Annotated in this window: 10 protein-coding genes; 2 read left to right on the forward strand and 8 right to left on the reverse strand. The window is 43.9% G+C overall.

Translation table 11 applies throughout. The annotated features are described in order from the left end of the window. Positions 1-19: 19 nt before the first annotated feature. Complete coding sequence (gene gnd, locus ACIFSR_RS14590) at positions 20-916, reverse strand: phosphogluconate dehydrogenase (NAD(+)-dependent, decarboxylating) (RefSeq protein ID WP_430057958.1); 897 nt, start codon at positions 914-916, stop codon at positions 20-22. A gap of 134 nt (positions 917-1,050) precedes the next feature. On the opposite strand from gnd, the gene ACIFSR_RS14595 reads away from it, so the two are divergent. Further along, the gene (locus ACIFSR_RS14595; protein ID WP_430057959.1) at positions 1,051-1,896 is read left to right on the forward strand and encodes a MurR/RpiR family transcriptional regulator; all 846 of its coding nucleotides are present in this window, start codon (positions 1,051-1,053) and stop codon (positions 1,894-1,896) included. A gap of 71 nt (positions 1,897-1,967) precedes the next feature. Here ACIFSR_RS14595 and ACIFSR_RS14600 read toward each other — a convergent pair whose 3' ends face one another. The 6 genes from ACIFSR_RS14600 to glgB all read right to left on the reverse strand — a co-directional run bounded on the left by ACIFSR_RS14600 (position 1,968) and on the right by glgB (position 11,346). Beyond that, entirely contained in the window at positions 1,968-3,317 is a 1,350-nt protein-coding gene (locus tag ACIFSR_RS14600) for a GntP family permease (RefSeq protein ID WP_430057961.1), read from the reverse strand. Positions 3,318-3,572: 255 nt separating this feature from the next. Then, positions 3,573-5,558, reverse strand: a complete 1,986-nt coding sequence (locus ACIFSR_RS14605) for a glycoside hydrolase family 15 protein (RefSeq protein ID WP_339203406.1) — start codon at positions 5,556-5,558, stop codon at positions 3,573-3,575. Beyond that, positions 5,540-7,006 (reverse strand): glycogen synthase GlgA, encoded by a 1,467-nt coding sequence (gene glgA, locus ACIFSR_RS14610; RefSeq protein WP_430057963.1) that lies wholly within the window; start codon positions 7,004-7,006, stop codon positions 5,540-5,542. The genes ACIFSR_RS14605 and glgA overlap by 19 nt, the downstream gene beginning before the upstream one ends. A 140-nt stretch (positions 7,007-7,146) precedes the next feature. Then, positions 7,147-8,259, reverse strand: coding sequence for a glucose-1-phosphate adenylyltransferase subunit GlgD (glgD, locus tag ACIFSR_RS14615; RefSeq protein ID WP_076266918.1), 1,113 nt, complete (start codon positions 8,257-8,259; stop codon positions 7,147-7,149). Further along, complete coding sequence (locus ACIFSR_RS14620; protein ID WP_076266917.1) at positions 8,256-9,422, reverse strand: glucose-1-phosphate adenylyltransferase; 1,167 nt, start codon at positions 9,420-9,422, stop codon at positions 8,256-8,258. Before ACIFSR_RS14620 ends, glgD begins: the two co-directional genes overlap by 4 nt. Positions 9,423-9,438: 16 nt before the next feature. Then, positions 9,439-11,346 (reverse strand): 1,4-alpha-glucan branching protein GlgB, encoded by a 1,908-nt coding sequence (gene glgB, locus ACIFSR_RS14625; protein WP_430057965.1) that lies wholly within the window; start codon positions 11,344-11,346, stop codon positions 9,439-9,441. 696 nt (positions 11,347-12,042) lie between these two features. Here glgB and ACIFSR_RS14630 point away from each other — a divergent pair. After that, positions 12,043-12,936, forward strand: a complete 894-nt coding sequence (locus ACIFSR_RS14630) for a helix-turn-helix domain-containing protein (RefSeq protein ID WP_339203412.1) — start codon at positions 12,043-12,045, stop codon at positions 12,934-12,936. A 2-nt stretch (positions 12,937-12,938) separates the two neighbouring features. Here ACIFSR_RS14630 and helD read toward each other — a convergent pair whose 3' ends face one another. After that, positions 12,939-15,266, reverse strand: coding sequence for an RNA polymerase recycling motor HelD (helD, locus tag ACIFSR_RS14635; RefSeq protein WP_430057967.1), 2,328 nt, complete (start codon positions 15,264-15,266; stop codon positions 12,939-12,941). Between the last annotated feature and the right edge of the window lie 231 nt (positions 15,267-15,497).

Genomic DNA, 15,497 nt, shown 5'->3' on the forward strand with positions numbered 1-15,497 from the left:
ATTTATTCAACTAGTTCCATTATGAGCTAATTACACTGTGTCCGCCAAACTCATTGCGTAGAGCGGCAACGACTTTCCCAGAGAACGTATTCTCCTCAAGGGATCGGTATCTCATCAAAAGCGACATCGCAATAACTGGTGTTGCTGTTTGTAAATCCAGTGCCGTTTCGAGTGTCCATTTGCCTTCTCCCGAAGAGTGCATGATGCCCTTTAAGCCGTCCAATCGCGCATCTTTTGCAAATGCATTTTCCGTTAGCTCCATCAGCCAAGATCTGATAACAGATCCATTGTTCCAAACGCGTGCAACCTTCTCAAAATCAAAGTCATAAGCGCTTTTTTCTAGCAACTCAAACCCTTCTGCAATTGCCTGCATCATTCCATATTCAACACCATTATGGACCATCTTCAGAAAGTGACCGCTGCCGCTTTCCCCTGCATGTAAATATCCGTCCTCGACGCAAATATCACGAAATAGCTGTTCGACTGATTCAAATGCTGCCTTATTGCCACCGATCATCGTACATGCGCCTGATCTTGCACCGGAAGTTCCACCGCTTGTTCCAACATCAAGGAAGTGAATGTTCTTTTCTGCAAGCTGAGCCGCACGTTTAATCGTATCCTTGTAGTTAGAGTTACCGCCATCGATCAAAATATCGCCAGCAGCAAGGAAGGTACTAACCTCCTTGATGACCGCCTCAGTCAGCTCTCCTGCTGGAACCATCAGCCAAATGACACGTGGAGCAGCTAATGATTGTACCAATTCCTCAATCGATTTCTCCCCCTTCGCCCCTTCCTCTTCTGCTTTATGAACCACATCTATATTTACATCATAGACAACCGTCTTATGATTGTGCTCCATTCCATTCAGCATCAAGTTGTAGCCCATTTTACCCAATCCAATAATACCAATTTGCATCTTTATTCATCTCCTAATGGTTTAATAAACATAACTGCTTTGCTAAGGCTGAAAGATCTGGAATGTAGGATCAACTATTCATTTATGTTATACTTTTCATGAAATATGCTGCAACGCGAGGAGAAGCAACGATCATGGTGCAAAACATGTTTGGAAAAATTCGTTCATATTATGCAAGATTCACGGATAAGGAAAAGAAAATCGCGAACTATATTTTAGATAATCCTGGAAAAATCATTCATAGTACCATTAATGAGGTTGCCTTCGATTTGAATGTCGCGGAAGCAACTGTGTTTCGCTTCTGCAAACATATAGGCTATAAAGGGTACCAAGCAATGAAAATTGCACTCGCCTCTGAAATTATGGCACCAACCCAAGCTATTTATGAAGAAATTAATGAGCATGACGATGAGAAAACAATAGCTGAAAAAGTGTTTAAGTCCAATATTCAAACATTGGAAAATACGTATCATATTTTAGACGGCGATGACTTTGCCGAAGCTGTATCCATCATTGCTGCCGCAAACCGTGTTCACTTCTACGGTATTGGCGGTTCCGGCGTCATCGCAATGGATGCGTTCCATAAATTCATTCGATCTGGAAAGCAAGCATTTGCTTATACGGATGCACATTTCCAACTCATGTCAGCAGCCCAGTTGACTAAAGACGATGTCGCAGTCGTCATCTCCCACTCCGGCACGAACAAAGATACGATTCGTATTTTGCACACTGCAAACGCAAATGGCGCAAAAACAATCGCTATTACGGGCTTTCCGAAATCTCCGATCAGCCAGCAGGCTGATGTGTCACTACATACTAGCTCCGATGAAACGGCGTATCGTTCCGAAGCGCTCGCGTCGCGAATCGGCCAGCTTAGCTTAATCGATGCTCTTTATGTCAATGTCATCATTTTAAACAAGGAAAAGGCAAAGACATCGCTTGAGAAAGTACGAGAAGCCATCTCCGATACGCGAATTTAAAAGCATTTCATTTCAAGGAAGAAAGGTGGGCCATTGACTGCAGAGTCATTTGTTCACCTTTCTTTTTGATTCTAAACGAAAATATCTACGACCAGAATTAGACCAAGCGCCACAACGGAAATAATCGTTTCGAGCGCTGTCCATGTGAGAAGCGTTTCTTTTACCGACATTCCGAAGTATTCCTTGATCATCCAAAACCCAGAATCATTGACATGAGACAGGATGAGCGATCCTGCTCCTGTTGCGAGAACAAGTAACTCGAGATTTGCTCCAGGCACGATCGCTGCGATTGGTGCAACAATACCTGCTGCTGTCATCATAGAAACAGTTGCTGATCCAGTCGCGACGCGAATGAGAGCCGCAATCCCCCATCCAAGTAAAATCGGGGATACGTTGGATGATGTCGCTAATTCCGCGATGTACTCACCAATCCCAGAATCAAGTAAAACCCGGTTGAACGCCCCGCCTGCCCCAATAACAAGCAAAATCGTCGCTGTAGGCGCCAAGCAGTCATTTGAAAATTTAAGTACTTTTTCCCTGCTAAGACCACGAAAGAAACCTAAGCTGAAAAAAGAATATACCGTAGCGATCAGCAATGCCGTAACCGGGTCCCCGATGAAGCGCAGTGCTTGGTACAAGGAGCTTTCTTTCGCAAGAAACAGCTCAGCAATTGACGCCGTGAGCATAAGAATGACCGGCACAAGAACGGTAAACACCGTATTGATGAAGCCAGGCAGCTTCTTGTCTAAATCCGCTTCTGAAAGTTGTTCTCCAATTTCCTTCGGTACTGATTTATGAATTCGATTGCCGATCCATTGCCCATACAATGGACCCGCAACGATAGCCGTTGGAAGTCCCACGATGATCGCGTACAAGATCGTTAAACCAACATCAGCGTTAAAAATGCCTACTGCTGCCATTGCTGCTGGATGCGGCGGCACTAGGCCATGAACGACCGAAAGACCAGCGACTAGAGGTACCCCGATTTTGACAAGTGACACACCTGTCTGCCTTGCGATTGTAAATACCAGTGGAATCAATAGCACGAAGCCAACTTGGAAAAATACCGGAATACCAACGATGAAGGCAACAAACATCATCGCCCAATGAACATTTTTTTCACCAAAACGTTTAATTAACGTTTGTGCAATTTTCTCGGCGCCACCAGACTCCGCCATCATTTTGCCAAGCATCGTACCGAGTGCAAGTACGATAGCCAAGAAACCAAGCGTATTGCCCATGCCAGTCTTGATAGAATCAATAATGCCTGTCCCGCCTGTTTCGGTTGTGAACAATGGCATTCCTGTTGCAAGTCCAACACCAATCGCAGTAACGATTAGCGAGACGAACGGATTGAGCTTAGCTACTGTAATAAGAAGCAAAAGCACTACAATAGCAGCTAAAACGATAAGTAATAACATGGTACGCCCTCCTAGGTTGAATTCATATTATGCTGAGCAGCTTTTCAATTATATGAAAAAAAATTTCTCAAATCAATATATAAAAATGAAAAATATTTTATTATTCATTTTGAATATAACGTTATTTATTATGAGTCATATTTGTTATTTCATTCAGTCATTCTTTTTGAACAAAAGTACAACAAAAAAGAACCTGTATGCGGTAATCGCACACAGGTTCTTTTTTTTTAAAATTAACTTCGTGATAAGAAAGTACTATAGCAAACCGTTAGCCTCCGCTTCCAAACGAAGACGTTTATATTTCTCTGCATATTTACTCACGCTGTGTACGACGGTTGCATGCGACCAAGTTAGCGGCGCTACTGATAGAGGCGTTCCGTCGTAAGGATTAAGCTGCTCCGGCAGCAATCCGCTTTGCAGTGCATGATCAGATACCCATTGCAGCGTACTTCGCGGGCTTTCCAGCTCTTGAAGCGTTTTGGCGGAATCAATCTCAAAGTTAGCTACCCATAGCGTACAAATAATCCAAGGGTTTCCAGGAACCTTGTCAATTTCACCTGTTTGCTGGAAATAATAATCGTTCGTGTAACGGGCGATTCCTCCGATATGGGTTTTGACCTGCAGCCCTTCCTTGATGGCATGCATCGTCTGCACGACACGATAATCATCAACGGGAAGAACGCCAAATTCCAGAACGCCAAACAAGCTGCTCTCGAGCGTCATATCCTTCACCCAGCGATTATCCTTCTGAATAAGTCCTCTGGCGAATCGGCCGGTTTCTTCATCCCACAAATTAGTTACAATGCCGTGTTTAATTGTTTCTGCTGTGCTTTTGTAAAGATCGCTGCGCTCGTAATCGCCAAATAGATCTGTGAAAAACGATGCAGCCATTAATCCGCCATATACAGATGCGGCGGTGTACGTCCAGATGCCGTAGCGCTCCTCCCACAAGTCATAGCTCGGTTTCGGCAGTGACAAGGAAGGCTCCATGTATGAGGTCAAAAAAGTAGCAGCCTTGCGAATCAGGTTGCTATATAAGGACTGCGGCAGCTCAATCACTTGATTCCGCGAGTAGTCCTTCCACAATGCGAATAACACGAGTGCGGTTTCATCCTCTTGAATAGGCAATCTTCTGCTGCCCTGCACGATATACGGATGCCAGCTTGAGCCGACTGTTCCATCTGGATTGTATTTGTGATACAAATACCCTTCAGGCGACAAAGCCTGTGCGCAAAAATGGAAAAAAGGAGCTATTACACTCTGATACCCTGCCATAGACATCGCATCTGCAATAAGAGCACCGTCACGCGGCCACATATAGCTGTAATGGTCTCGATTGTATTGCAGGATATCCGTATCATTGGCAGCTAATATAGCGCCTCTCTCATCCACCTGTGTTCTTACGAGAAGCAAGCTTTGTTTGAACATCTTAACCACATCATGCGGCAGATCGCCAAGGTCTGATTCTGCTCGGCGAAGCCAGTGCTTCCAGTAAATAACCATCCGGCTAAGCAGCTTCTCCGGGTGATTCTCCTGAACATACTGGTTCAGCTCTTTGACTTCCTCAAGATTTTGGCCGATTGACATCCAATAATAAATGGTTTTTTCGCTGTTTGGAGCAACGACTGTTCGGAAGCTGATCGTGCTGTCAACGGAACCCTGGGCAATCGAATTGCCCATAAGCACGCCGTCCTCCGCGTCACGCCATGTTCCTTCAGCGGACTGGAACCTCTTGATTCCTGTGGAATACTGCGTCATGCCGCCTTCATCTGAGAAACCGTTGAACATAAAGTAATTATTGCGTTTGTAGTGATACAGCGTGTGATTTTCAGGATAATAAACAGCGGTATCACCAACCTCTGTCCCGTCTATCATCAAGTCCTGATGGAAAAACAATCGTACTTCTTTTGTATCATTCGTTTTATTACGAATGACTACCCGTTTGATATAAATGCATTCCCGCTGATGAATCCCGTCGTTCATATAAAGCTCGATGCCTAAACCATCGTGCTTAGCCGTAATATTCGTAACCAAAGAATCCTCAATATAATCTAGATCAAACTTCCATCCCGGCTCATCCAGCCAGCTAAAGGCACCTTCTACCCATACGCCTAAGCGGCAATATTGTCCGCCTACGTGATTTAACTGCCCTACGAATGGATAATAAATATCCCGAATAAAACAATGTTGATCCAAATTAAGGAGCATCTTTCCGTTGCCGATTACAAGATGACGGGCCATGATTCTTCGTTCTCCTTTCGATGCGCTAAAAGTTGTGAGTAAACGGATATATAGGCTTTGGCAGATCGATTCCAGCTGTAATCCTCGTTGCTGCCATTACTCACGATTTGCTTCCAGACTTCCTGATTACGATAAAGCGCCAGCGCTCTGCGTACGGTATTCATATAGTCGTGCGCATTGTAATTCGTAAAGCTGAAGCCGTTACCTTCGCCAGTATATTCGTTATAGGCTTGTACCGTGTCCTTTAGTCCTCCTGTCTCACGGACAATCGGGACGGAACGATAGCGCAGGGCAAGAAGTTGACTCAAGCCGCAGGGCTCGAATTGCGAAGGCATGGCGAACATGTCCGAGCCTGCATAAATTCGGCGTGCTAGTCTATCATCATAACCGATCCATACAGCAACCTTACCCGGATGACGAGAAGCGGCATCATTGAAAAATTGCTCATATTGCCAATCGCCCGCACCTAATATTACAAATTGCACGTCTTCTTGGAGCAGTTCTTCAAATGTTGCCGTGATTAAATCAAAGCCCTTTTGCTCCACCAATCTTGAAACGATTCCGATAAGCGGTATATCTTCGGACTGCGTAAGCCCTAGCTCACGCTGGAGCTCCACTTTATTTTTTCTTTTGCGATTCAAGGCATTTCGGAAAGGAATGGCAATGGCTTCGTCATTCATCGGATCAAACAGTTCATCATCAATGCCATTCACAATCCCAATTAAATCGCCTGAACGATACCTGAGCAATGAATCCAGCCTCTCGCCGAAATAATCGGTTTGAATTTCTTGAGCATACGTACCGCTCACAGTCGTCAACTTGTCGGCATACACGAGGCCGCCTTTCATACAGCTGCCTGCTCCATGAAATTCCAAGCTGTCCTCCAGAAACATATCATCACCGGCTCCAAGCAAATCTTTCAGGAGATCAATTCCAAATAAACCTTGATATTTTAAGTTGTGAATCGTAAATACGGATTTGGTATACGCCCAGGCCGGATCATAATAATATCTTGTCTTTAGGAGAAACGGAATGAGTCCCGTTTGCCAATCGTGACAATGAACGATATCCGGATGGAATTCCATATACCGTACCGCTTCCATCACAGCAAAGCAGAAGAATACAAACCTTTCCGCATCATCCCCGTAACCATAAAGCCCATCTCTTTTAAAATAAAACTCGTTATCGATTAAATAATAAGTAATGCCGTCAAACTCCGCTCTAAGCAAACCGCAATATTGATTGCGCCAGCCAAACGACACGTTAAAATGAGTAATAAGCTCAAACTGCAAGGTAAGTGCAGCAGGAATTTGTGCATACTTCGGCAATACGACTCTGGTATCAACGCCCCGCTTATTCAGCGCCTTGGGGAGCGCCCCTGCAACGTCGGCGAGACCGCCAGTCTTCGCAAGCGGTACAGCTTCTGAGGTTGCGAACAAAATGTTCATAGGATTCTCCTTTCTCATGGACGCCGCATCAGCAATGCATGAACCCAACTGGAATCTGATTTTATTTTCCGATCGTGGTAAATTGCATTTTTTCGCGGCAAATAAAAGCTTGAATTGGATGACCGTAACGATTGCTTATATTAAATAATTTTCCGTTTTCCTGCTAAGAATGGCGAGCTTGCCGCTCCCCTAATATCACGATCCGCTTCAACGCGAACGTCTTTGTCCAAAATACTGTGCTGTAAAAAGCTATTTTCTCCGATTACGCCATTTTGCATAACGATGCTATTGCTTACGATAGCGCCCTTCTGAACATGTACGCCGCGGAAAATAATGCTGTTCACTACGGTACCTTCAATACGGCAGCCGTTTGCAATTAACGAATTCGTAACTTTGGAATTACCCAAATAACGGGCAGGCGGCTCATCCTTAACCTTCGTAAATATGGAACCCGGCTGATAAAATAGTTCCTTCCAAACATCCGGATCTAATAAATTCATATTATTGCGATAATAGCTGCTAAGCGTATTAACTACACCCAAATATCCCTCATACATGTACCCATATACATTAAGCTGATTCAGCCTAGAGAATATCGCGTGGCGAACCAGATGATCCTGGCCTTGTGCAAGCGAGGTCTCAACTAATTCCATCAGCAGCTCTTTACGCATAACGTACATTTCCATAGAATTGATGTCACTAGACATCCGGCCATAGTGATCTTGAATAGCAGTGATTCTGCCTTCGTCATTCAACTTCACTTTACGAGCTTTGCCCATTAATATATCAGCCTGCTGCTTGCACACAACGGTGATGTCAGCTTCCCGCTCCAAATGAAAATCGATAACCTTCTCGAAATCGATATTGCAAACCATGTGGCTGCGTGTAATGACAACATAGTCGAGTGATGACCGATTAAAATAATCACGCTGTTGATAGAAATGATACAAATCACCACGGCTAATTTCTTGAATGTCGTCAGTTGCTGGCGGGAGCACAAACAATCCGCTTTGACGATGCTGCAAATCCCAATGTTTTCCTGAACCCAAATGATCCATAAGTGAGCGGTATTTCGTATGCGCAAAAACGGCAACCTTGGAGATTCCGGAGTTAACCATACTCGACAGTACAAAATCAATCAATCGATATCTCGCGCCAAAGGGGACAGTAGCAAGGCAGCGGCTTTGTGTTAAATGCTCCAGCTCGTCAGTTTCATGAATTAAATTGATGACGCCCATGACTTTATGCTTCATGAGTGCTCCACCTCCTGCAGCAAATGTTCGTTCGTCACATATTGATCCACTGCTATAACGGTAATGGCATCATCATCTGGGCTTCCAATCGTTACACCCGCTTGAATGACGGCTCCTTCGCCAATAATCGCTCTATAAATGCGTGCGCCTTCACCTATTCTTACATTAGGCATGACGACTGATTCTGTAATAACTGTGTTTTTGGCTGCTTTGACGCCGTAGAACAATACCGAGCGATCAACAACCCCTTCAATCATGCACCCTTCTGTTATTAAAGAAGAAGAAACCTGTGCACTTGCGCCAATATGTTGTGCTGGCTGATTTGGACTTACCGAATAAATGCGCCAATCGGCATCGGCAAGCTCAAGCGGAGGCTCATCAGCAAGTAAATCCATATTCGCTTCCCATAAACTCTCGATTGTACCAACATCTTTCCAATAGCCCTTGAACGGATATGAATGCAGCCGTTTCCCGTCTCTCATCATGGCTGGAATAAGATCCTTGCCAAAATCATGACTGGAGCTGCGGCTTGCTTCGTCATATATCAAATACTTTTGGAGCTCGGACCATGTGAAAATATATACGCCCATGGAAGCGATGTTGCTAGTCGGGTTTTTCGGTTTTTCCTCAAAAGCCGTAATCCGATCCTCATCATCAATGTGCATAACGCCAAAACGGCTTGCTTCTTTCCAATCTACCTCAATCCCGGCAATCGTCACATCTGCTCCTGAACGCTTATGATGCTGAAGCATTAAGTCATAATCCATTTTGTAAATGTGGTCTCCTGAAATGATAAGTACATACTCAGGATTGTAAGGTTCAATAAAGGACATATTTTGATAAATTGCATTTGCCGTGCCTTTATACCATACGCCGCCTTTTTGTTTCATAAATGGCGGCAAAATGGTCATGCCGCCATCGCGGCGGTCAAGTCCCCATGGACTGCCAATGCCAAGATAACGATTGAGCTCCAGCGGTTGATATTGCGTTAGTACGCCCACAGTGTCAATTCCCGAGTGTGCGCAATTGCTTAACGTAAAATCAATTATTCTGTATTTACCGCCAAAATAGACTGCAGGCTTTGCTAAATCCTTTGTTAGCACGCCCAGCCTTTTCCCTTCGCCTCCTGCAAGCAGCATAGCGATCATTTCTTTTCGGCCCATGGACACCAACTCCCTCTCAAATTGTGTTCCCCGGATCTAAGCTGAAGATCTGGAATGTCAGGGGGGGTAAGTGAAGCGTAATGCTTTGATTGTGACCGTGCCAAGCGACGTTTTCACTGGTGTAGCCTTGTTGTGCTTGTGTTACCGTTCCGCCAAATGGCTTCTCATTGCTATTTATTAAAGAGCTGTAGAAACCTGGCTCTGGAACACCAATACGGAACTGTTTATAATCGTTCCTAGAAAAATTAGCAATAACAACGGAGAAATCAGTATTTCCGCGGCGGATAAAGGATATGACAGATTGTGCTGCATTATGAACATCAATCCATTCGAAGCAATCCGCCTGGCTGTCTCTCTCCCATAATGAAGGCTGATCAGTATAGATATGATTAAGAGCTTTCACATAATGGTGCATGCTGCGATGCATATCATATTCGAGCAGCATCCAATCCAGCATGTCGGCGTCCTTCCATTCATCGAACTGCCCCCATTCACTGCCCATAAACAACAGCTTCTTACCAGGATGCGTAATCCAATAGCCGTAGAACAAACGTAATTGTGCGAATTTCTCTTCGTAGCTTCCAGGCATTTTGTTTAACAGAGAACGTTTGCCGTGGACAACTTCATCGTGCGATAGAGGCAATACATAGTTTTCCGAAAAAGCATAAAGGAGTGAAAATGTAATGAGATGGTGATGATGCGAACGTTCAGCCGGATCCAGTGCCATATAACGCAGCATATCGTTCATCCAGCCCATATTCCATTTAAAATTAAATCCGAGGCCGCCTTTGTAGGTTGGTGATGTAACAGCTGGCCATGCGGAAGAATCTTCTGCGAGCATCAAGGTATCGGGGTAATAATGAAACACAGTTTCATTAAGCTTCTTAAGGAAGCGGAGAGCATCTAGGTTGTCTGGGCCGCCTAGGTAGTTGTATGTATGCATTTCCGGCGGTTTGTCCATGTGTAAATTGATCATGCTGGCAACAGCATCAACACGCAACCCATCAATGTGAAATAAATCCATCCAGTAAATGGCATTTGAAATAAGAAAGCTGACAACTTCTTTTTTCTCGAAATCGAAGGCTAGCGTCCCCCAGAGCGGCTTCTCCGCTCGATTGGGATCTGCTCCTTCAAAAATAGGTGTACCGTCAAAAAGACGCAACCCATGATCATCTTTGCAGAAATGACCGGGAACCCAATCCAAAATAACACCGAGTCCATGTTGGTGGCATTTATCTACAAATCGCATCAGCTGCTTCGGAGATCCGTATCGACTCGTCGCTGCATAAAAGCCCGTAATCTGATAGCCCCAAGATTGATCTAGAGGATGCTCAGACAGCGGCATAAGCTCGATATGTGTATAACCCATTTCAGCTGTATACGGGATCAAGTCATCTGCTAATTCCTCGTACGTGTAATAATCCTCTTTGCCTTTAATTTTCCACGAACCTGCATGCACCTCATAAATGAGCAGCGGATTCGTGTATGGAGGAAGCTCGCGCTTCCTCTCCTGCCACTTTTCATCATCCCATTTGTAGCCGTCTAAATCCGATACAATGGATGCCGTTCCTGGCCGCCGCTCTGCAAAAAAAGCGTATGGATCAGCTTTTCTAATGATTTTGCCTTCTATGGTTACAATCTCATACTTGTATAATTCGCCTTCACCAATGCCAGGGACAAACAAGCTGTAAACGCCAGTCGTTCCGATCCTTGCCATTGCATGGCGATTGCCAATCCATTTATTGAATTTGCCAATAACCCTAACCTCAGCTGCGTTTGGTGCCCAAACCGTAAATCGAACACCTTTTTTACCATCCAATTGAACACGGTGTGCACCCATAAAACGGTAGCTGTGGTATGAACTTCCTTCATTGAATAAATAGAGATCTTCCATGGATAATCCGATAGGTGCCGTTTGAACCATTCTTGGTTTCACCCCCTGTTGGATGATTAATTACAAGTACTTTAATCATCTAAACACGAATCACTTTATCCACATTATACATGTTTTTGAAAAAAAACACAGTCGTTTTCATAGATTTCGACAATAATAATTATTCCGTGTCAGATTACGTGACATCAATCTTTTTCAGGACTCAGCGTTCGCTGTATGTAATAATGTTTAGCACAAAAACCTTTCGTTTTTGAGAGTTGAGTACATTTAATCCATTTGCAATTTGTAACTTGTTTCACTCTGCGCGGTCTTACAATGGAAGGATCACCGTGACGCAGCAAACGTTGATGGTGCATTGCACATAAATCTTTGGCTTTGATCGGCTTTGTACAGTTTTCTATGATGCAATGGTTCATATTCTGTCTCCCCTGTGTGTTAGCCTGCTGCTCTTTTTTCCATTTAGGCTGTCTGCTTTCATATTATCGGGAAACTGTATGAGAATAAAGCCTGCTGGCGGAGTGTTACAGGTGATTTTGAATCAACTTATGACTGTTTGCACCATAAAGGTATCGTTTCAGCGATCAAGTTTAATTAATTAAACTTATGAAACACTTTTGAAACATAATACGAAATGCCAAATTCATTGACTTGTTTGTTTAGAACGACTATTTTATACTTTTATTTGATTATAGGATCGTGGAATGGATTTAAGAGGAGTGTTTCGTATTGTCGGTTTACAATCATATTTTTCAAATCATGAATCAGCCTATGCTGCTAATGAGTCAAAATGAAATAGAGGTGCGCATAGAGGACGCGAACCAAGCTTTCCTTAGGTTATGCGGTTATACGTTAAAAGAGCTGCAATCCAAAAAAAGCAGCTATTTGCTTCATAAATATAAGATCAACATTTCAAGGCAAGTGATGAGAAGCGAAGTTATTATTTACACCAAATCGAAACGAAAAATTTCTGTACGCATTGACCTGCAGCCTTTGCCAAGGAGCATTGATAATAAACTCCTTTATGCCTTCATTATATTCGAAGATCTATCACCATACAATTGGATTGAACAGCAAGCAGAAAGAAATAAAGTTTTGATCAGCGGTATTATTGATAGACATCATCATGTGCGTTTTCTAAGAGACAGGCTTGCTCCCTTTCAAATTGAGCCAAACCAGCAAATGCAGGACGAAACGCTGCTGCAATTTATTGCGGAAACCGATCATGGTAAAATTTTAAAAATAATACAAGAGGCTCACCTGCAAAAAAAAGAGCGGAGTATCACGATTAAGACAAGCAAGCTAAGCGGAATCGAGTTTGAGTTGTCCGTTTCGTTTACTCCCATTATTGACGGATTTGGCGACGTGCTTGAGTTTGCATTCGTCATCTGGGATCTGCGTCCTGTCGATGATTGTATCGAAGCTTCGATGAAACTGCGCATATGGATGGCCAAAAGAGATATAACCGTCGGTTATCTATCCTCATCAACCGGTATTTCCATTCAAACCATTTCCAAGCTCCGCAACGGGAAAATATTGAAGCCCCAAAGACTTACAGCAGAGCTGATAGCTTCGGAGCTTCAAGTGGATGTTCATGATATTTGGTCAGAGATTAGAAAATAAGGTTATCTGATGAACGGTGTGAGCTCTCCCGTATGGAAAATATGGAGCTCATGCATCGCTCTCGTACACGCCGTGTAAAACAGTTTTCTTTCGCTTTCGCGTGAATAGATCTCATTGCTAGCATTGCTAATGACAACTGCGTCAAACTCGACGCCCTTGGCTAAATAAGTAGGAATCACAATAATTCCTTTTTCAAACGTAACGGTTTCCTTCTCTACAAGGCGGAGCTTAGGAAAGTATGGCTGCAAAGACGCATGCATGCGTTTGCTTTCTTCCGCCGTTTTACATATGACCGCAATCGATTGATAACCGCCCAGCATCAGCTGATTCATTCGTTCCTGCATTCCCTCTATGAGCTGCATTTCGCTATCTGCTTTAGTGATTGTTGGCTCAGCGCCATCTCGGTTAAAGGCCTCTATCTGATCACCGCCTTCAATCATCCGACTCGTGAATGACACAATCGGCTTCGTCGAGCGATAGCTTCTTGTTAAAATGATCTTCTCCGTCTCCTCCTCGCTATACAGCTCAGATAACGGCTCAAAACCATTACCTGTTACAGCGTGAGCAAATATGGACTGATTGAGATCACCCAGCACGGTCATTTTGCAGTTGGGAAAAATACGTTTTAAATAGTGATATTGAAAAGGTGAATAGTCCTGCGCTTCATCAATAAATAAATGTTTAACCAATGTATTCGTTTGAAATCCTTCAAGCTTTTCTTTTAAATATAAATACGGAGTAGCATCCTCATAATAAATCTCTTTCTGATTGAGTTTTGCAATCGTTTGCTCACTAATTTCATTCCATTTTTCAGGCAATTGATGATCGCTGTTTTTAAATCGCTCCAACATATTCGCATTATCCTCGAATAGTCTCTTATAAATCGCTGGCACATCCAAAAACAATAATTGCTTCACTCGTCTGCGCAGCTTCTTGAATTTTTTCTGCACAATCATCGCGGCTAAATAATCACGTTCGGCGTCAAAATCATCAAATGTGTTTCCTGCAAAATGTTTTTTCCGTTCTAGATCTTCAAACGCCTTCGCATACGCCTCTTGATCCAGAAGCTCGATCTGTTCCTGAACCCAGTCCTGATCCCGTTCTTCGCGGCTTAACCGCGTCAGCTCTTTCAGAATCCATTCCGCCGTAAGGCGTATCCGGTTTCCAATGGAAGACGAACGCTCCAAACTGTAAAACTGCTCCGAAATTGCTGCTGCAGAAATCAATTTTCGTCCCATAAACGTAATTGCTTTAAAAGCTAGCCCCTCTTGACCAAGCTCGGCTGCATAGTGATCAATCAAATGCATGAACGAATTGCTTGATTTATAAGTAATTCCAGCTATTCTCGCATCATAGCCTTGTTCATTAACCGCTGCGAGCGTATATTCCATTTGTGAGAATGGATCCTCTAGGGCAAACGTTTGTCCTAGCCTGTGCTCGAGATATTGCTGATAGGTCGTTTGCTGCATATTTTGCTCGCCAAGCTCAGGCAATACGGTCGCCACATAACTGTTGAACATTGGGTTTGGTGAGAATAAAACGATTTGATTCGCATTTAACCAGCCGCGATACCGATAAAGCAAATAGGCCACTCGTTGAAGCGCGGCTGACGTTTTTCCGCTGCCCGCAGCTCCTTGAACGATAAGAAGCCTTGCGCGTTCGTTGCGAATGATGCGATTTTGCTCGCGCTGAATCGTAGCTACAATGCTTTTCATTTGGGCATCAGACTGCTTGCCTAACACTTCCTGAAGCAGCTCATCCCCGATTGTGACTCCTGTGTCGAACATACTGCGAATTTCAGCATCACGTATAATAAATTGACGCTTAAGCGACATTTCGCCCTTAATCGGGCCGCTTGGCGTTTCGTACTGCACAGGGCCCGGGCCATAATCGTAATAAAGACTCGACACGGGAGCCCGCCAGTCATAGATAAGGTACTCATATCCGCTTTCATCCAGCAAGGAGCCTACACCTAAATAAATCGGCTCTGATTTGGACTGCCCCTCCTCCTGGAGATCAATTCGACCGAAGTATGGAGAATACTCAAGCTTATAAAGTGTTTTTAGCTGTTCCTCAGCATGGCGATGGCTTCGTTCACGCTCTGAGAGTACCTCTGCTTGCTGCTTCATGCTGGCATGCGACTCTGCTGATTCCGCCGCATCCTCAAAATTTAGTGTTACATCATCCCAAAAATTACGTCGGAAATCAACGATATCCTCGCGTATGCCGCCAAGCTGATTGTTGAATTGTTCTATCCGAGTGCGGATGAGATCCGTCACGTCAATGACACGCTGCTCCTCTTGTTCCAATTGTTCGTTAGAATTAGTCACTTTACCACTCCTTAACTATTAGTAAGGTTAACCAAGTCTTTGGCATACCATGTTTTAAAACGTATCATCCATTTTACCATCTTCTGCCGCCTAAATGAAACTACAATCAAAAGTTATTGCTCCGCTCCTAAGAAGCGTTTATAATGACAAAGGCAGAAAAACAACTCAGAAGTCTTATCAGTCAAGCAATTCGCGGTTCGAAAACTCCCGCGTTATCAAAACTAGGAGGTA

This window comes from Paenibacillus sp. NRS-1760 (assembly GCF_050467785.1).
GTDB lineage: Bacteria > Bacillota > Bacilli > Paenibacillales > Paenibacillaceae > Pristimantibacillus.